Source organism: Gordonia sp. C13 (genome assembly GCF_023218005.1).
Lineage (GTDB): Bacteria > Actinomycetota > Actinomycetes > Mycobacteriales > Mycobacteriaceae > Gordonia > Gordonia namibiensis.
The window spans coordinates 52,830-69,427 of record NZ_JALPSY010000026.1 but is presented as its reverse complement, the minus strand read 5'-3'; the positions used below and the strand labels follow the sequence as shown (position 1 = coordinate 69,427).

17 protein-coding genes are annotated in these 16,598 nt (G+C 68.1%); 6 read left to right on the top strand and 11 right to left on the bottom strand.

Translation table 11 applies throughout. The annotated features are described in order from the left end of the window. Window positions 1-73: 73 nt before the first annotated feature. Window positions 74-403: a hypothetical protein gene (locus tag M1L58_RS18410; RefSeq protein ID WP_248659990.1), complete on the bottom strand. Its 330-nt coding sequence runs from the start codon at window positions 401-403 to the stop codon at window positions 74-76. 106 nt (window positions 404-509) lie between these two features. On the opposite strand from M1L58_RS18410, the gene M1L58_RS18405 reads away from it, so the two are divergent. The 4 genes from M1L58_RS18405 to M1L58_RS18390 all read left to right on the top strand — a co-directional run bounded on the left by M1L58_RS18405 (window position 510) and on the right by M1L58_RS18390 (window position 4,915). Next, window positions 510-2,042: a DNA-3-methyladenine glycosylase 2 family protein gene (locus M1L58_RS18405; RefSeq protein ID WP_248659989.1), complete on the top strand. Its 1,533-nt coding sequence runs from the start codon at window positions 510-512 to the stop codon at window positions 2,040-2,042. A gap of 68 nt (window positions 2,043-2,110) precedes the next feature. After that, a complete protein-coding gene (locus M1L58_RS18400; protein ID WP_248659988.1) occupies window positions 2,111-2,695 on the top strand; it encodes a methylated-DNA--[protein]-cysteine S-methyltransferase in 585 nt (194 codons plus the stop codon). Between the two features lie 56 nt (window positions 2,696-2,751). Then, on the top strand, window positions 2,752-3,981 hold the full coding sequence (locus tag M1L58_RS18395; protein ID WP_248659987.1) for a DNA recombination protein RmuC: 1,230 nt from the start codon (window positions 2,752-2,754) through the stop codon (window positions 3,979-3,981). Window positions 3,982-3,985: 4 nt separating this feature from the next. Then, complete coding sequence (locus M1L58_RS18390; protein ID WP_248659986.1) at window positions 3,986-4,915, top strand: DUF6542 domain-containing protein; 930 nt, start codon at window positions 3,986-3,988, stop codon at window positions 4,913-4,915. Window positions 4,916-5,008: 93 nt separating this feature from the next. Here the strand turns inward: M1L58_RS18390 and M1L58_RS18385 are convergent, their stop codons facing one another. The 7 genes from M1L58_RS18385 to M1L58_RS18355 form a co-directional block, all read right to left on the bottom strand. Further along, a complete protein-coding gene (locus tag M1L58_RS18385) occupies window positions 5,009-5,566 on the bottom strand; it encodes a nucleosidase (RefSeq protein ID WP_154884885.1) in 558 nt (185 codons plus the stop codon). Window positions 5,567-5,616: 50 nt separating this feature from the next. Beyond that, a complete protein-coding gene (locus M1L58_RS18380; protein WP_248659985.1) occupies window positions 5,617-6,396 on the bottom strand; it encodes a fructosamine kinase family protein in 780 nt (259 codons plus the stop codon). After that, window positions 6,393-7,316 carry an SDR family oxidoreductase gene (locus M1L58_RS18375; protein WP_248659984.1) on the bottom strand — a complete coding sequence of 308 codons (924 nt, stop codon included), beginning with the start codon at window positions 7,314-7,316 and terminating at the stop codon, window positions 6,393-6,395. The genes M1L58_RS18380 and M1L58_RS18375 overlap by 4 nt, the downstream gene beginning before the upstream one ends. A 32-nt stretch (window positions 7,317-7,348) precedes the next feature. Further along, window positions 7,349-8,359: an N-acetylmuramoyl-L-alanine amidase gene (locus M1L58_RS18370; protein ID WP_374112749.1), complete on the bottom strand. Its 1,011-nt coding sequence runs from the start codon at window positions 8,357-8,359 to the stop codon at window positions 7,349-7,351. A 234-nt stretch (window positions 8,360-8,593) separates the two neighbouring features. After that, the gene (locus M1L58_RS18365) at window positions 8,594-9,658 is read right to left on the bottom strand and encodes a CobW family GTP-binding protein (protein ID WP_248659983.1); all 1,065 of its coding nucleotides are present in this window, start codon (window positions 9,656-9,658) and stop codon (window positions 8,594-8,596) included. Beyond that, the gene (gene trhO, locus M1L58_RS18360) at window positions 9,646-10,491 is read right to left on the bottom strand and encodes an oxygen-dependent tRNA uridine(34) hydroxylase TrhO (protein WP_248659982.1); all 846 of its coding nucleotides are present in this window, start codon (window positions 10,489-10,491) and stop codon (window positions 9,646-9,648) included. The genes M1L58_RS18365 and trhO overlap by 13 nt, the downstream gene beginning before the upstream one ends. Window positions 10,492-10,551: 60 nt before the next feature. Continuing rightward, window positions 10,552-10,737 (bottom strand): hypothetical protein, encoded by a 186-nt coding sequence (locus M1L58_RS18355; protein WP_248659981.1) that lies wholly within the window; start codon window positions 10,735-10,737, stop codon window positions 10,552-10,554. Between the two features lie 848 nt (window positions 10,738-11,585). Between M1L58_RS18355 and M1L58_RS18350 the strand changes: the two genes are divergently transcribed. Both M1L58_RS18350 and M1L58_RS18345 read left to right on the top strand, forming a co-directional pair. After that, window positions 11,586-11,930 carry a histone-like nucleoid-structuring protein Lsr2 gene (locus tag M1L58_RS18350; protein ID WP_006865540.1) on the top strand — a complete coding sequence of 115 codons (345 nt, stop codon included), beginning with the start codon at window positions 11,586-11,588 and terminating at the stop codon, window positions 11,928-11,930. Between the two features lie 90 nt (window positions 11,931-12,020). After that, entirely contained in the window at window positions 12,021-13,067 is a 1,047-nt protein-coding gene (locus M1L58_RS18345) for a PHP domain-containing protein (protein WP_248659980.1), read from the top strand. On the opposite strand, the gene M1L58_RS18340 is transcribed toward M1L58_RS18345, so the two are convergent. From M1L58_RS18340 to M1L58_RS18330, 3 genes are read right to left on the bottom strand one after another with little or no spacing between them, the layout of a single operon-like run. Continuing rightward, entirely contained in the window at window positions 13,021-14,262 is a 1,242-nt protein-coding gene (locus M1L58_RS18340; RefSeq protein ID WP_006865538.1) for a cation:proton antiporter, read from the bottom strand. The two genes, M1L58_RS18345 and M1L58_RS18340, sit on opposite strands and share 47 nt — an antisense overlap. A 56-nt stretch (window positions 14,263-14,318) precedes the next feature. Continuing rightward, window positions 14,319-15,413: an LLM class flavin-dependent oxidoreductase gene (locus tag M1L58_RS18335; protein ID WP_248659979.1), complete on the bottom strand. Its 1,095-nt coding sequence runs from the start codon at window positions 15,411-15,413 to the stop codon at window positions 14,319-14,321. A 57-nt stretch (window positions 15,414-15,470) separates the two neighbouring features. After that, the gene (locus tag M1L58_RS18330; protein ID WP_248659978.1) at window positions 15,471-16,550 is read right to left on the bottom strand and encodes an ABC transporter substrate-binding protein; all 1,080 of its coding nucleotides are present in this window, start codon (window positions 16,548-16,550) and stop codon (window positions 15,471-15,473) included. Between the last annotated feature and the right edge of the window lie 48 nt (window positions 16,551-16,598).

Here is a 16,598-nt window from a genome sequence, read left to right as displayed (position 1 = left end):
CACACACCGCGATGACATTGCGGCGTCAACGCGACGGATGACACCCGTCGGTTGCGCGAACCTTCCGGACCGGTCAGCGTCGGCGCAGTTTGCGCCCGAGGAAGCGGATCAGCGAGTTGACCGCCTCGAGTTCGGCGTCGACCTGGTTGAAGACCGGCGGCACGTCGTCCCGGCCGCACATCTCGACGTCCGGCGGGTCGACCGGCCCGCTCGACGAACCGTCGGCTCGCCCGTGGTCCCACGACACGGGCGTGACGCCCTGCTCGGCCTCTTCTTCCAGGGCGCGCTTGATCGTCTCCGGGCCGTACAGGCCCATCATCATCTCCAGGCCCCATCCGGGAAGGCCGGCGAGGGGGAGGTCGTCGTGCCGGCTTCCGCGGCGACCATCGAACCGTGTGGACATGGCGCCATCGTGCCATAGGACTGTTACTCAGATCACAGAAATCGCGTTCAGATGTCGCGTCCGATTTCCGCCAGAACTCGTTCGCTCCGGATGTCAGAGTGGACAGGTGACCACAGCATCCGTCGACCAGGCAGTCCCGGGTTCGGCTCCGGACTTCGACCGCTGCTACCGCGCCGTCCAGGCCCGGGACACCCGGTTCGACGGCCAGTTCTTCGTCACCGTCCGCACCACCGGGATCTACTGCCGCCCCTCCTGCCCCGCGCAGACACCGCGACCGCACAATGTCGCGTTCGTACTGACCGCGGCCGCAGCGCAGCAGCAGGGATACCGCGCCTGCCGACGCTGCGCCCCCGACGCCGTCCCCGGTTCGCCGCTGTGGAACGTCAACGCCGACATGTCCGCCCGGGCGATGCGGCTGATCGCCGACGGCGTCGTCGAACGTGAGGGCGTCGCCGGTCTCGCTGCGCGGCTGAAGTATTCGCCGCGGCACCTCAACAGGGTCCTCACCGATCATCTCGGCGCCGGACCGCTCGCGCTCGCCCGCGCACACCGCGCGACCAACGCCCGGGTACTGATCCAGTGCACGGCGCTGCCGATGTCCGACGTCGCGTTCGCCGCCGGCTTCGCCAGCATCCGGCAGTTCAACGACACCATCCGCGCCGTCTTCGGGCTCACCCCGACCGAACTCCGCCGCCTCCGCCACCGCCGCGGCCGGTTCCAATCCGGCGCGGCATCGGCCCCGGGCAGTGTGACCCTGCGCCTGCCGTTCCGCGCGCCCTACCGCTGGACCTGGATGCGCTGGTTCCTGTCCGCACACGCCGCGACGGGGGTCGAGACTCTCGACGACGACGCCGCCAACGCATCGCTCGGCTGGCGGTTCCGGCGCGTCCTCGCTCTTCCCCACGGATCCGCGATCGCCGACATCGAACCCCACGACGACCACGTCGGCGTGGTCCTCTCCCATCTCGACATGCGCGACCTCGGAGCCGCGGTCAACCGTGTGCGCCGACTCCTCGACCTCGACGCCGACATCACCGCCGCCGAAGAGGCCCTCGCCGGCGACCTGACGCTGCGCCCCCTGATCGAGGGCGCACCCGGCGTTCGTGTGCCGGGCAGCCTCGACCCCGACGAGACGATCATCCGCACGATGCTCGGCCAACAGGTCAGTCTCGCGGCGGCGCGGCACCAGATCGACCGACTCGTCGACGCTCTGGGCCGACCGCTGTACGACCCGGGCCCCACCGACGGCGACGTTCCGAAGGCCTTCCCCACCGCGACCGCGATCGCCGCCGACGGACGGGACGTCCTACGGGGACCGCGCCGTCGGATCGACGCCGTCATCGGAGTGGCCGAGGCCCTGGCCGAAGGTCGGGTGGAACCGCATGTGGGGGTCGATGCGTCTGATCTACGTGCGCAACTGATCGAACTGCCCGGCATCGGCCCCTGGACCGCCGACATCGTCACCATGCGGGTGACCGGTGATCCCGACGTCCTCCTCGCGAACGACCTCATCGTCGCCCGGGCGGCCGCAGACCTCGGCGTCGATCTGCGCGACACACACCATTGGGCACCGTGGCGCTCCTACGCGACGATGCACCTGTGGCGACACCGCCTCGCCGGCTCCGGCGAGGCCGTATGACGAGCGGACCTCCGATGACGCCTCACCTGACACCGACTCGATCCGAACCCCGACCCGACAGGAGCGACATGTCCGCACCGTCCCCCACCCTCGCCGACGCCGCCACCGCTGCCACCGTCTCCGACGACGCGATCACCGCCGGCACCACCGGCGGATATGCCGCCGTCGACACCCCCAACGGCCCCTTCACCGTGATCGCCGACGACGCCGACCGCGTCCTCGCGTCCGGGTGGACCGACGACCCGGCCTATCTCGCGGCGCTCATCCACCGCTCGCTGCGGCCGGAAACACTGCAGCGCTCCGCGGCCCTCGGGAGCCTCACCGACGCCGTCACGGCGTATTACGCGGGGGAGGTCGACGCACCGTCGCGGGTCGAGGTGGTCCAGCTCTCCGGCGGCACCTTCCTCAACAAGGCGTGGGATGCCCTGCGCCTCGTCGAACCGGGCCGGCCCGTCACCTACACCGAGTTCGCCGAGCGAGCGGGCGAGCCTGCGGCGGTCCGGGCTGCGGCGACCGCGTGCGCCCGCAACGCCGCCGCGCTGTTCGTGCCGTGCCATCGGGTGAAGCGCAGCGACGGATCACTGGGCGGCTTCCGCTACGGGCTGGAGACCAAGAAGTGGCTGCTCGACTTCGAGGCTCCCGCCACGGACTGAACCGGCCCCGACGCAGGTCGGAAGGTTTTGTCGGGGGCATCCGACACCATCGGGGCATGATCGCAGCAGCCCTGTCACTGGTGTTCGGCGTCCTGCTCGGTATCGCGCTCGGTTGGTGGGCGCACGCCGCGCGGAGTGCCGGCGTGGTGGCCGCAGCTCGGGCCGAGGTAGAGATGCTGCGCGAGGGCCGTTCCGGCGTGGCGTCGTCCTTGTCCTGGGCCACCGAGGATGCGGCCCGTCGGCAGTCCACCGCCATCGGCAGCCAGGTGCAGCACATCGTCGAACCGCTGCACGCCACGCTGTCGCAGCTCTCCGACGAGCTACGGCGGGTCGAGTCCAACCGGATCGGCGCCTACGCGGGACTGACCGAGCAGGTCCGCGGCATCCACGCGGCGTCGGTCGCCCTCAACGACCAGACCCGGCAGCTCGCCAATGCTCTGCACAGTTCCCATTCGCGTGGTCGTTGGGGCGAGGTGCAGCTCGAACGGGTCGTCGAGCTGGCCGGTATGGCCAAGCACTGCGACTTCAGCACCCAGGTGTCGCTGCCGGACAAGACGAAGGAAGGAACCACGGTCCGGCCCGACCTCGTCGTCCACCTCGCGGGCGGACGCGACATCGTCGTCGACGCGAAGGTGCCTCTCGACGCCTACCTGCGGGCAGCGGAGGCCACCGACGCCAAGGCACGAGACCGTCTCATCGGCGAGCACGCCCGGGCGCTGCGCGCCCACATCGCCCGGCTCTCGGCCAAGGCCTACTGGACGGCCTTCGAGAACACCCCGGAGATGGTCGTCCTGTTCCTGCCGGCCGACGCGGTTCTCGAGGCCGCGGTGCGCACCGATCCGGACGTCCTCGAATACGGCTTCGGCCGCAATGTGGTCATCGCCACTCCGACGACCCTCATCGCCCTGCTGCGGACCGTCGCCCTCGGCTGGCGCCACGACGCGATGGCCCGCGACGCCGCGGTCATCCATGGGCTCGGCATGGAACTGCACCAGCGTCTCGCGGGGGTACTCGGTCATCTCGGTTCGCTGGGCACGTCGCTGCAGCGCACGGTCGACGCGTACAACTCGACCATCGGATCGGTGGAGAGCCGGCTCGGCGTCACCGCGCGCCGCCTGGCCGAACTCGATGCCCTCGGCGACGCCGCCGAACCGCCGCAGCCCCGGGTGATCCACGACACCTGCCGGTCTGCCGGATCCGCGGCAACACCTGCGACGACATCGGCGGCCGCGTCCACGCCACGTCCCGGCGGTGGAGCGTTTTCCGCCGATGAACCGGTACCGTGACCATGTGCCTTCCCCGCAACGTCTACAGACCGCGGTACCACTGGACCAGCAGTCCGTGTTGCCCGCGGTCCGCGGTGTGCCGTGGTGGGGTGCCGTCGTCCTGGCAACCGGGATCACGGCCCTCGGAGCGGCAATCGACGCCGGCAGCAACGACTCGCTCGGCGGGATCTACAAGTTCTGCTACCTCGTCGGCTGCGTTCTCGCCGCCCTCGCCGTGCGTCGCCGCGCCCTGTTCACCGCTGCCGCCCAGCCACCGCTGATCGCGTTCTTCGTCAGCATCGTCACGCTGTACGGACTCAACTCCGAGCAGGCGTCGTCCGGCCTCAAGAGTCTGATCTTCAAGGTGTTGCTGCCGATCGCCGCGGATTTTCCCTGGATGCTGACGGTGTTCCTCGTGACCCTCGCGCTGGTGTTGGTCCGGTGGTTCCTCACCCGCGGCGACGACGACAAGAACTCCGGTGGCCGCGGAAGGCCGACCGGGTCCCGCAGCGCATCGAGAAACGCGGGCAAGGACAAGGCCGACCGTCCGAAGACCGGCGAGCCGACCGAGCGTCCGACGAAGCACCGTCGGCCCAAGTCCGGCTCCGCACAGACCAGCTCCGCACAGACCGGCGCCGCACCGACCACCAAGTCGCCGTCGAACCGGTCGCGGCCGCAACGGTCCCGCCCCGGTTCGGCATCGGAACGACCGGCCTCATCCGAGCGGCCCGCCACCTCGGCACGCACGGCGACTGCCGAACGGACCGCCCAGCGGACCCCGACCCCCGGCCGTCCGACGGTCGCGGATCTCGCCGCACCCGATCTCACCCCCTCGGATGCCCCGCTCTCGGGTCCGGCGGACACGGCTCGTCCCGATGCCGCACCGTCGGGGTTCAAGGCGTACGAGTCGGCCACCGACGCCGGTCCGGCCGACGTCGCCGACACCCGCTCCTGACGTAGAGCAGGATCGCCACCTCCCCTGACGCGCGCCGCTACAGCCTGCGCCGCTGCGCTCAACCGTCGATTCTGCTGCGGTTGGCGTCGACCGTCAGACGTTGAGTTCGATCCACTGCGCCAGTTTGCGGGCCGCGGCATCGACCAGATCGGGCCACTCCATCGCGCCCTCGTCGGCGTTGTCGGTGACGGCCTTGACGAGCCGGCACGGGATGCCGAACTGGGCGCTGACATGGGCGACCGCGCATCCCTCCATGTCCACGAGGTCCGCGTGACGGGCGAGTTCGGCGCGTCGTACCGGGTCGGCGACGAAGGTGTCCCCCGAGGCGAGCACCGTGCCGTCGCCGTCCGGAAGTTCCCAGCGGTCGGTCATGTCGTAGCCCATGGCCCGGAGTTCGGCGCTGCTGATGTCGTGCTCCAGCACCGCCGACGGGATGAACAGATCGCGCCCGGGAGCGACGACGCCGTCCCGCAGCGCACCCGCCGTGCCGATGTTGATGATCTGTCGGACAGGTGCACCGACGGCCAGTTCTCGACTCAACGCCATCGTCGCCCGAACCTTGCCGATACCGGTGACGAGCAACCGCGACCCCGCGGGCAGGTGCCGCGCCTCGGCTCGGGTCGCCGACACGATCAGGACACTTCCGGACACGCCGCTCCGCACATCGTCATCAGACACCAGGTGATTATCGCGTGCCCCCATCACGCGTAAGCGTCGAGGACACTCCTAGCCGCCCGACCGAGCGCGGTGCCGTACCCGGGGCCGTGTCCGGCTGCGTGCACCGCGAGCGGGTGCAGCTGATGGGCCTCGACCCTGCCCTCCCAGCCGGGGACCAACGGATGCGTCTCCTGATATCCGATGAGGATTTCGTCGAGCAGCGGGCAGCCGAAGAGCGCGAGCATCGCGAGGTCGGTCTCGCGGTGACCGCCGTGCGCCGCGGGGTCGATCAGGACGACGCCAGCCGGGGTCCACATCACGTTCCCGTTCCAGAGGTCGCCGTGGATGCGTGCGGCGGGTTCGGCGTCGTCGAGGGCACCATTCGCGACGAGTTCGCAGGCGGCGTGGACGGCGTCGGCGTCCGAAGCGGTCAGGTTGCCTGCCTCTAGTGCCGGACGCAGGTAGGGCTCGACGCGTTCGCGGGCGTAGAACTCGCCCCAGGAGTCGTACTCGACGGAGCTCAGCGGGCGTCGTCCGATGAACAACTGGCCGTCGAAGCCGGTCGGCGGCGAACCGAACCGCGGGGCGCCCGCGTCGTGCATGCTCGCCAACACCGCACCGAACGCTCGGGCCGCTGCGCGGTCGGGACGGGCCGTGTCGAGCTTCTCGAGTTCGATGGCGTCCTCACTCACGGCCAGCACCTTCGCCACCGGGGCGCCGGCGTCGGCGAGCCAGCGCAGACCGGCCGCCTCGGCGGCGAAGAAGTCGGGATGACCTCCCGGCGGACCGCTGCCCCGCAGCGTCTTACGGAAGACGCGACTCACTGTGCGGAATGGTGATCGCGCGCCCGTTCCTCGAGCTTGGTGCCGCTGATCCGTGCGAGTTTGTCGAACCGGTCGTTGGCCACCCGCATCACGATCTCGTAGGGCAGCGCGAACTTCCGCGCCCACCAGTAGCCGAATCGGATGTCGAAGGAGGTGTAGACCATGAAGCGGTTCTTGCGGATGCCCTTGAGGATCGCCGCGGCCGCCGTCTCCGGCGACACCGCGACCTTGTGGAAGTTGTTGATGGCGGCCTTGACTCGCGGATCGTTGCGGTCGACGCCGACGATCTCGACGGTGTCGACCAGCGGCGTGTCCACCCCGCCCGGACACACCAGCGACACCCCGATGTTGTGGCGCCGTAGATCGAAACGGAGAACCTCAGAGACGCCGCGGATCCCGAACTTGCTCGCGCTGTAGGCGGCGTGCCACGGCAGGGCGAGCAGTCCGGCGGCCGACGAGACGTTGACGAGGTGACCGCCGGCGCCGCGTCGGACCATTTGTGGCACAAAGCATTCGATGATGTGGATCGGGCCCATCAGGTTGACGTCGACCAGCGACCGCCAGTGCCGGTGTTCGAGATTCTCGACCGTGCCCCACGCCGAGATCCCGGCGATGTTCATCACGACGTCCATCACGCCGACCTCGGCGTCGACCTGCCGCGCGAAGTTGGCCACCCAGTCGTAGTCGGAGACGTCTCCGGCTACGTGGTACAGGACGGTGCCGTCGGCGCGGAGGATCTCGGCGACCACCTCGTCGAGCTGGTCGGCGTGTAGATCGGTCAGCACGAGTTCGGCGCCCTGCGCCGCGGCCGCTTCGGCGGTCGCGCGCCCGATCCCACTCGCCGCGCCGGTGATCAGTACCTTGCGTCCACGTAACGACGGCACCGGAGTGTCCATCACCAGGAGGTCTCGAATGCCCATGGGCCGAGGTTAGTCGCCGGAGACGGACAGACTCAGCCGATCGGCAGCTTCCCGTCGAACAGGCCGTACAGAATCGTCAGCATCGCCTTGAGGACCTGCGCCGACACGTCCTGGCCCTGGGTCGCCAGTAGCTGCACGACGGCTTCGGGCTCCTCGGTGGCGAGCAGCTGTTGGACGAACGGCATCACCACGGACAGCCCACTGGCGTCGTCGGCCGGCGGCACCGACGGTGCGGGTGCGGCGCCGGTGGCCGCACTGCCGTTGACGTACTTCAGGATGCCGTCGGTGATGGCCATCGCGTACTTCAGCTGGCCGTCGCGTCCGGCCAGGGCGGCCGCCTCGGCCGGGTTGGACAGGTTGCCCATCTCGATGAAAACCGCGGGCACCTTGGTCAGGTTGACCGCGGCGATGTCGGGCCGGGTCTGGATGCCGTTGCTGACGCCGGCGTAATTGGCCGACGGGAAGCCCGCGGCGAGGAACGAATCGCGCATGACGTTCGACGCCTTGCGCCCCTCACCCGACTGCACGCGGTTGACGGTGGGGTCCGGGATCGGCAGCGAGGGCACGATCATGTGGAAGCCCTTCTTGGCGCTGTCGGCTCCGCGGCTCGTCGAATCGGCGTGCAGGCTCACCGCCACCGCCGCCCCGGAGCGGCTCGCCGCGGCGGCGCGCTCATCCACGCAACCGCCCCAGCCGCGGTCGTCGGGCCGACTGAGCACGACGCGTGCCCCCTGGCTTTCCAACCCGGCCTTCACCAGCTGACTGATCTGCCAGTTGACGGTGTGCTCCCGTGCACCGTTCACCCCGGTGGCGCCGGTCGTCTGGCAGTCCTTCTTGCCGCCGCGTCCGTCGGGCACCTGCGCGTTGAGGCTGCGGCCGCCGGCGCTCGCCTGATGGCCCGGGTCCAGGAAGATCGTCTTCCCCGCGAGTGCGGCTCCGCGGGCGGGCGCGGCCTGCGCCGGTGCCACCACCAGGTTGGTCGCCATCACGGTCGACGCCACCGCAGTCACGGCGAAGGCGGTCGTCATCATGCGCTTCTTCATCATCTTCTGGAACATCGGCGTTTCGAGGCGTCGACCACGCTTTTCAGCACCGATCATTCGCCTCACTCCTCCCGTTAGACACCATCGGTCACACTGGTAACAGACTTAACAGTGAAACAGGGTTCGCGGAGTTTGCGAAATGGGAGACCTGGACGTTCTGGATTTCGTTAGCCAGATGTGACATCGCAACCGGCGTGTCGCGTGATCCACGACACACGTGTCGCGGCGACGCCCTCAGGCGTGCACGTGTCGCAGGACGCTGAGGATGCCGTGCTCGTCCGCTGCGTCCTCCGGTCGCGCGATCGCCGCCTGCAACTCGGCGCGCACGGCGTCGGGGTCGAGGCCTCGACCGATGGCGACGAGCTCCGTCGACGGCGTCTCGGACTCCCATGATTCGCGCTCGACCCGGACGAAACCGCCCACCCCGTGGACGACGAATTTCTGCCGGTACCGCGGCAGGTCGAAATGCACGATGCCCTTGATCCGGAAGCAGCCGCTCGGCGGCCTCTCCAGGAACCGCGCGAGCCGACGCGGGTCAAGGGGTTCGTCGCTTCGGAAGGTGACCGCCTCGTACCCGGCGTGCAGATGCTGGTGGTCGCAGTGGTCGTGCTCCTCGAGGAGCAGTTCGTCGAGAGTCAGTTGGCCGCTTCGGGGTTCGTCGTCGGCGGTCGCCTCGTCGATGTCGAACAGCAGGGCGGGGTCGACGCGGGCCTCGCGCGTCACGAGCGCGGCCACGGTGGGATTCATCTGCGCCACAACCTCTTCGACGGCCCTCAGGTCCGAATCGGAGATCAGGTCGGCCTTGTTGACCAGAATGAGATCGGCAATCGCCATGTGCGCGTCGACCTCTGGGTGTTCCTCGCGCAGCGTGTGGATGTGGGCGGCGTCGACGACGTAGACCAGACCGCCGTAGCGGACCCTGGGATCCGCCACCGCGGTGACCATCCGGATGAGCGACTTGGGTTCGGCGATACCGCTGGCCTCGATGACGATCGCGTCGATCTTCGCACCCGGGCGGACGAGGGAGGTCAGCGCGTCGGCGAGGCCGTCGGCGTCGACCGTGCAGCACATGCACCCGTTGCTGAGGCTCACCGCGCCGTCGACCTGTGCGGACACCAGCAGGGCGTCGATGTTGACCGAGCCGAAGTCGTTGACCAGCACACCCAGGCGCGTGCCGGTGGCACCCGCGGTGCGCAGCAGGTGATTGAGCAGCGTGGTCTTGCCCGAACCGAGGAAGCCGGCGACGACGATCACCGGAACCGGCGGCCGAGCCGATCGGGACGCACTCACCCCAGGCATGCCGGGCAGATCACCGCGAGGTCCCGACCCTCTCGATCGGGATGGTTCGCCACGTTGTTCGTCGACGCGCCACATTCGACGCACTTCCCGAGCACTTCGGCGTGATCGGAGAACTCGGTGCTCATCCGGTTGTCGAAGACGTAGAGCGATCCTCGCCAGAGTCCGTCGTCGCGGTAGCGCTCGCCGTAGCGGACGATGCCGCCGTCGAGCTGGTAGACCTCGTTGAATCCGCGGTTGCGCATCACCGTGCTGAGAACCTCGCACCGGACGCCACCGGTGCAGTAGGTGACCACCGGACGGTCTTTGAGGTGGTCGTAGGCACCGCTCTCGATCAGCGGGATGAAGTCGCGGGTGGTCTGCGCCTTGGTCACGACGGCACCGTCGAACCGACCGACCTGCGCCTCGATCTCGTTGCGGCCGTCGAAGAAGACGACCTCGTCTCCGCGCTCGTCGACGAGTTGGTGCACCTGTTCGGGCGTCAACCGGGCACCCCCGCCGACCACGCCGTTCTCGTCGACGACGATCTCGTCCGGAACTCCGAACGTCACGATCTCCGGCCGCACCTTCACACTCAGGCGCGGGAAATCGTCGCCGGTGCCGTCCGCCCATTTGATGTCCGCGTCGGCGAACCCGGGGTACGAACGGGTCGCCCTGACGTAGCGTTTGACTGCGGCGATGTCGCCACCGACGGTGCTGTTGATTCCGTGTCGTGACACGATGATCCTGCCCCGCAACCCGAGCGACTCGCAGACCGACAGCTGCCACAACCGAATGGCTTCCGGATCGGGCAGCGGGACGAAGACGTAGAACAGAACGATCTTGGGGGTCGACACAATGCAAGGGTACGGAAATCGATCACGGCGGCCCGTACCCGTCCCCCGCCGTCGCCCGGCTCATTTCGGCCGCAAGATCTGCGGGTCGTTCGCGATCGTGATCACGGCGACAATCGTCACCGTTGCGGGATGTTCGTTACCCACCGACACCGCGCCTTCCCGAATCGTCATTCCGCCGACCGACGAACTGTCGACCCTCACCGAGGTCGAGTCGGCATCGACAACAACCACCACGGGTGAGGACACCGCACAGAATCTGCCCGATTGGACAATTGGCCGAGTCGTCGCGATGGCTCCCCGCGTCGACAATTCACGCTTTCATCAGGGTTCGGTCACTCCTGATTCACCGATACAGGACTCGTCGGGCTTCCATTTCTCCACTCCCGATCGATCGGTCAATTGTTCGACGGGCACCAACGGGAGGTCGTCGCTGGCCTGCCGTATCAACGGGGGCGGCGACGCCGGGCCCTCGACGCGACCCACCCGTCCGTCGTCGGAGCCGGCCTCCTGCGACTGGGCGCCCGATTACGCAATCCTCAGTTCGGACGGTCCGCAGCGCGGCGCCTGCTCCAATCGCTATCCGGTCCTCTATCGGTCATCAATAGTCGACTATGGGCGCACGATTTCGATTTCCCGATTCTCCTGCCTCGTGGAGACAGTCGGCCTGTTCTGTCTCGAATCGCGCTCGAAAGCGGGATTCTCGGTGACCGAAAGCGGATACCGGACCATCTACGCCGCCGATCGCGCGCCTGAGTCTTTGGTGGCACTCTCCCCGGAAGAATCCGACGAATCAGCCCGAGACGCGACGACGGTCACTTCACCAACTCGGACATCCCGGGCCACCACCCGGACCGGGACACCCCGACCGCGGCCAACCAACAGCAGCACAGTGCCCACTCCCTAAGAATTCTCGCGCCCCGACTTCCCTGAGCCATTTCGATACTTTAGGGTCTAGGCGGGGGTTCTCAGCGGCTACTCATAGTTCGGGTCTAAGCTGTGCACCGAAAGAATAGATCAAAACGGGGTGGATAAGGTTTAATAGACCTCCCACGGCCGAGTTGGTCGCATGACACAAATCGAGGGGAAAGCGTTTCATGGCGAAGAAGGAAATCGTTCAGGTCATCGACGATCTCGACGGCAAGGTTTTGGATCAGTACGAAACTGTCCGATGGTCACTCGACGGCAAGAATTACGAGTTCGACACTTCGTCGAAGCACGCTCAGCAATTCCGTGATTCGCTCTCGAAGTACCTCGACATCTCGCGCCAGACCGGCCGGGTGGCCAAGCGTGCGACGGCCACCACCGCAGCCACCGGCGGCGGGCGCAACAAGGAGACCACCAAGGCCATCCGCGAATGGGCGATTCGTGAGGGTTACGAACTCAGCGACCGCGGCCGTATCCCGCAGAGCATCATCGAGGCCTTCGAGGCCGCACACTGACCGGTCACGCGTGAGGATCTCCTCGCCCGTACCGAACCACCGCCCGGCTGCACTCGTGCGCCGGGCGGTAGTCGTCTGTGGGGTGCAGCCGTGAAGCCGCTCGAACCGCTCGCCGCACCGGTCGACCCGGTGGAGGCGCTCGCCCGCATCTCCTGGCTCCTCGAACAGCGGCGGGAGAGCAGCTACCGGGTGGAGGCGTTCCGACGCGCCGCCCAGGCCGCCGCACGACTCTCTCCCGACGACCTGCGGGACCGGGCGTCTGGTCGGACCCTCACCACGGTGAAAGGGATCGGGAAGACGACGGCGGCCGTCATCGGACAGGCCGTCGACGGCCAGGTTCCGGACTATCTCGCCCGGTTGCAGGACGAAGACCTGGCCTACCCGCCGAACGGTGCCGACGAATTGGTCACCGCCGTCGTCGGCGATCTCCACGCACACACCGAATGGAGCGACGGCGGGGCACCCATCGACGAGATGGCCGCGGCCGCACAGGCCATGGGCCATGAGTGGCTGGCCATCACCGACCACTCCCCTCGGCTGACCGTCGCCAACGGATTGAGCGCCGAACGACTCGCGTCGCAGATCGAGGCGATCGACGAATGGAACAGTCTGCACGAGAACGATTTTCGATTGCTTCGTGGTATCGAGATCGACATCCTCGACGACGGTGCACTCGATCAGTCGGACGAGATGATCGAGCGCCTCGACATCGTGACGGCCTCGGTGCACTCACGGCTGCGGATGGACCACGACGCGATGACGACCCGTCTGGTCAACGCGGTCTCCGACCCGCGCGTCCACGTCCTCGGGCACTGCACCGGCCGTCGGGTGCTGAGCGGGCGCGGCCACCGGCCTCCGTCGACCTTCGACGCCCGTGCCGTCTTCGAGGCGTGCGCGGCGAACGACACGATCGTAGAAATCAATTCGCGCCCCGAGCGGGTGGACCCGCCCGACGAGCTGATCGAGATCGCGATCGAGGCCGGCTGCCTGTTCGCGATCGACTCCGATGCGCATGCACCCGGGCAGCTCGAGTTCAAGGTCCTGGGTGCGCGTCGTGCCGTGGAGCATGACATCGACCCGGACCGGATCGTCACGACGTGGTCGTCGGAACGATTGCTGGAGTGGACTTCCCGATGAGCCGTGCGGCGAGCGGGAACAACAGGACCGTCGTCGCGCCGGCGGCCACCAGGGTGGAGGCGAGGGCGTCGGAGATGAGCTCGGAGGACACCGCGACCTCGGTGACCGCCACGATGATCGGCAGACCGGTCGCGGCGAACAGCGCCAGCTGAGTCCGCTCACGCGGGTGACTCAGGAAATGACCGTCGTCGAGGTAGCGCGCGCTGAACCAGACCGGGACGCCGCGGGCGATCGCGATGGCCAGCACCAGGACCACCCACGTCCCGGGTTTGGACGCGACCGCCGACACGTCGATGTTCATGCCGGAGGTGACGAAGAAGATCGGGATGAGTACGCCGAACCCGATCACCTCCAGCGACTTGCCGACATGCGGGTGCTCCGGCCCGATGAGCCGGCGGAGGATCAGTCCTGCGGCGAAGGCGCCGAGCACCACGTCGAGGTCGAAGACGGCGGCCACCGTCATGAGCGAGACGAGCAACAGGACGACGACGCGCACCGGCAGTTGCACAGTGCCCCCGGCCATCTCGGCGATGGCCCGTCCGATGGCGGGGATACGCGCGAGGATGCGTTGTGGGGCAGCGGCTATCAGCAGCGCGGCCAGGACGAAGAGCACCAGCACGATCACCGCGCCGCCGAAACTACGGCTGGTCAGCAACAGCGACATCGCGAGCACCGGACCGAGTTCGCCGACCGCGCCATGCGCCATCACCGCACGCCCGAGCCGGGTGTCGGCCAGACCCGCCTGTTTCATGATGGGCAGCAGCGTACCGAGGGCGGTGGAGGTGAGGGTGATCGCGATCGCGATGTGCGCGGTGAAGCCGGCCTCGCTCAACCCCAGCGAGAGGGTCGTCGCAACCAGGGCCACCGACCCCCAGGCGATGAGCAGGCTCACCATCCAGGACGCCTGGGCGACGCGACCGGACCTGCCGCTCAACAGCTTCGGGTCGAGTTCGTAGCCGGCGAGGAGGAACAGCATTCCCAGGCCGAGCTGGCTGAGCATGTCGATACCCGTGCGGTCGGCCCAGTCGAGCGCGTGCGGACCGATCACGATGCCGAACACCAGCAGCAGAACGGCGTCGGGAACGTACCCGCGGGACAGCCTCGACAGCAGCGGGCACACCGCGGCGATGAGGACGATCCAGAACAGCGACACGATCACCGAGGTGTCGGTCGTCGCGGACTCGGCAAGGATCATGACGAATATCGTGGCACGACGCCTCCGGATTCATCCCGTCGCCACGACGTCGGAGTTCACGCCAGAGCGTTCACCCTTTCCCGGAGGACGGGGAGGACTCCCTCGGCGAACCAGTGGGCCTCCTCGATGTGCGGGTAACCCGACAGGATGAAGTGCTCGAAGCCCTGCGCCTCGTATTCACCGATCAGCGCGGCGACCTCGTCGTAACTGCCGACGAGCGCGGTGCCCGCTCCCCCGCGGATCAGTCCGACCCCGGCCCACAGTCCCGGATGGATCTCGAGGGCATCGCGCCGGCCGCCGTGGAGTTCCGCCATCCGGCGCTGACCTGTCGAATCCGAGCCCGAGTGCAGTGCGAACGCGGTCGCGACCTCCTCGTCGCTGATGCCTGCCAGTAGGGAGTCGGCGACCCGCCACGCCTCTTCGGACGTCTCTCGTGCGATGACATGCAGGCGCACACCGTATTCCAGCGTCCGGCCCTGGGCGGCGGTGCGTCGTGCGACCTCGGCGATCTTGTCCCCCGCCACCACCGGCGGTTCACCCCACGTCAGGTACACCTCGGCGCGGGCGGCCGCGACACTCAGCGCCGGGTCCGACGACCCGCCGAAGAAGATCTGAGGCTTCGTCTCGGGCGGGTCGGGCAGGAACGCCCCCGCGATCTTGTAGAACTCGCCGTCGAAATCGACGGTCTCACCGGCCCACAGGCGCTCGACGATCTGCAGGAACTCGTCGGTGCGCGAGTAACGGCGGTCGTGGTCGACCCAGTCGCCGAACCGGCGCTGTTCCACCTCGTCGCCACCGGTCACGATGTTCACCGCCACTCGACCACCGGAGAAGCGCTGCAGGGTCGCGGTCTGCTGGGCCGCGAGCGTCGGCGAGATCAGTCCCGGCCGGAACGCGACGAGGAACGACAACTTCTCGGTGTGGGTGATCGCCGCCGCGGTGGTGAGCCAGGCGTCCTCGCACCAGGTGCCGGTCGGGGTCAGCACGCTCTCGTACCCGAGCCGGTCGGCCGTACGCGCGACGTCGATCAGGTACGGCAGCTCCGGGGCACGGTAGCCGGGTGGATGTCGCTTGGTGGCCGAGGCATGTGATGCTCCGACTATCCCGCGGCTGTCACCGGCGGTGGGCAGGAACCAGTGGAAATGGCTCATCGATCAGACTTCCCTTCCAGACGGGTGGGTCGTGCCGGATGAATCAAGGCGGATCGGTCAGGAGGCCGGCGTGGAGAAGTACTCCGTCAGCGCATCGTCGTAGCGGTTGTCGACGAAGTCGGCGAAGGTGACCTCACCCTGTAGCTGACCCGATGCGGCGAAGGCGTCGGCGAGCGTCTGCTGCGACTCGACGACGTTATCGGTCAGCGCGATCGCCGGACGCAGGCTTCGACCCTGGGCGATCTTTCCGGCGCGCGGGTCGATACCGATCTCGGCGGAGTACTTCTCGGCCCACGCATCGGGGTTGGCCTTGGCCCAGTTGCTGGCACGCGCGATGCCTGCCACCAGTTCACGAACGGCGGTGTTGCGGCGCGGATCGGTGAGCGCCTGGTCACCGGCGATGCCGAATCCGTAACCGTTGGAGACACCTTCGGCGGTCACCAGCGTCTTCGGGTTGTTCTCGAGCTGCACGATCGCGGTGTAGGGATCCCAGATGGCCCAGGCGTCGACGTTGCCGGAGGTGAACGCGGACAACGCATCTGCTGGTTGCAGGAACACCGGCTGCACGTCCTTGCCGGGGCCGAGGGTCAGATTCGCCTTGTTGAGCTGGAGCAACAGGTGCCCGTGAGCCGAGCTGCCCTTGGCGACGGCCACCTTCTTGCCGGCGAGGTCGGCGACCGAGGTGAGGGTCGAGCTGCCAGGGATCAGGATGGCGTCACCGCTCGCGTTGTTCGCGAAGCCGGCCACCACCTTGACCTTCGCGTTCGACGCCGCACCGAAGATGGGCGGGGTGTTGCCGGTGACGGCGAAGTCGATCTTGCCCGCCGTGGCCGCCTCGATCTGCGGCGGACCCGAGGTGAAGGTGGAGAACTCGACGTCGAACGGCAGCTTCTCGAGTTCACCGGACGCCCGCAGAAGCGCTGCGGTGCCGCCCTTCTGGTCACCGACGTGCAGTGTCAGGTCTTGCAGCGAGGAGACCTCGACGGTCTCATCGGCGATCGAGTCCGCGGTGTCGTCACGCTGCACGCAGCCGGCGAGCCCCAGTGTCAGTGCAGCCGTGGCCAGTACGGCCGCGAGCACCCTCCGTCGAGACGACGGGGTGCGGGACGGGCGAGCGGGAACGTCGATGATTCTCATAGGTGTTGCGGCGCTTTCGGTGTGGGTGAACGTGGACGAACCGGAATC

Coding starts and splice junctions, on each gene's coding strand:
- M1L58_RS18410 (WP_248659990.1), bottom strand. CDS start 403: ATGTCCACACGGTTCGATGGTCGCCGCGGAAGCCGGCACGACGACCTC.
- M1L58_RS18400 (WP_248659988.1), top strand. CDS start 2,111: ATGTCCGCACCGTCCCCCACCCTCGCCGACGCCGCCACCGCTGCCACC.
- M1L58_RS18395 (WP_248659987.1), top strand. CDS start 2,752: ATGATCGCAGCAGCCCTGTCACTGGTGTTCGGCGTCCTGCTCGGTATC.
- M1L58_RS18375 (WP_248659984.1), bottom strand. CDS start 7,316: ATGGGCATTCGAGACCTCCTGGTGATGGACACTCCGGTGCCGTCGTTA.
- M1L58_RS18370 (WP_374112749.1), bottom strand. CDS start 8,359: ATGAAGAAGCGCATGATGACGACCGCCTTCGCCGTGACTGCGGTGGCG.
- M1L58_RS18365 (WP_248659983.1), bottom strand. CDS start 9,658: ATGCCTGGGGTGAGTGCGTCCCGATCGGCTCGGCCGCCGGTTCCGGTG.
- M1L58_RS18350 (WP_006865540.1), top strand. CDS start 11,586: ATGGCGAAGAAGGAAATCGTTCAGGTCATCGACGATCTCGACGGCAAG.
- M1L58_RS18340 (WP_006865538.1), bottom strand. CDS start 14,262: ATGATCCTTGCCGAGTCCGCGACGACCGACACCTCGGTGATCGTGTCG.
- M1L58_RS18335 (WP_248659979.1), bottom strand. CDS start 15,413: ATGAGCCATTTCCACTGGTTCCTGCCCACCGCCGGTGACAGCCGCGGG.
- M1L58_RS18330 (WP_248659978.1), bottom strand. CDS start 16,550: ATGAGAATCATCGACGTTCCCGCTCGCCCGTCCCGCACCCCGTCGTCT.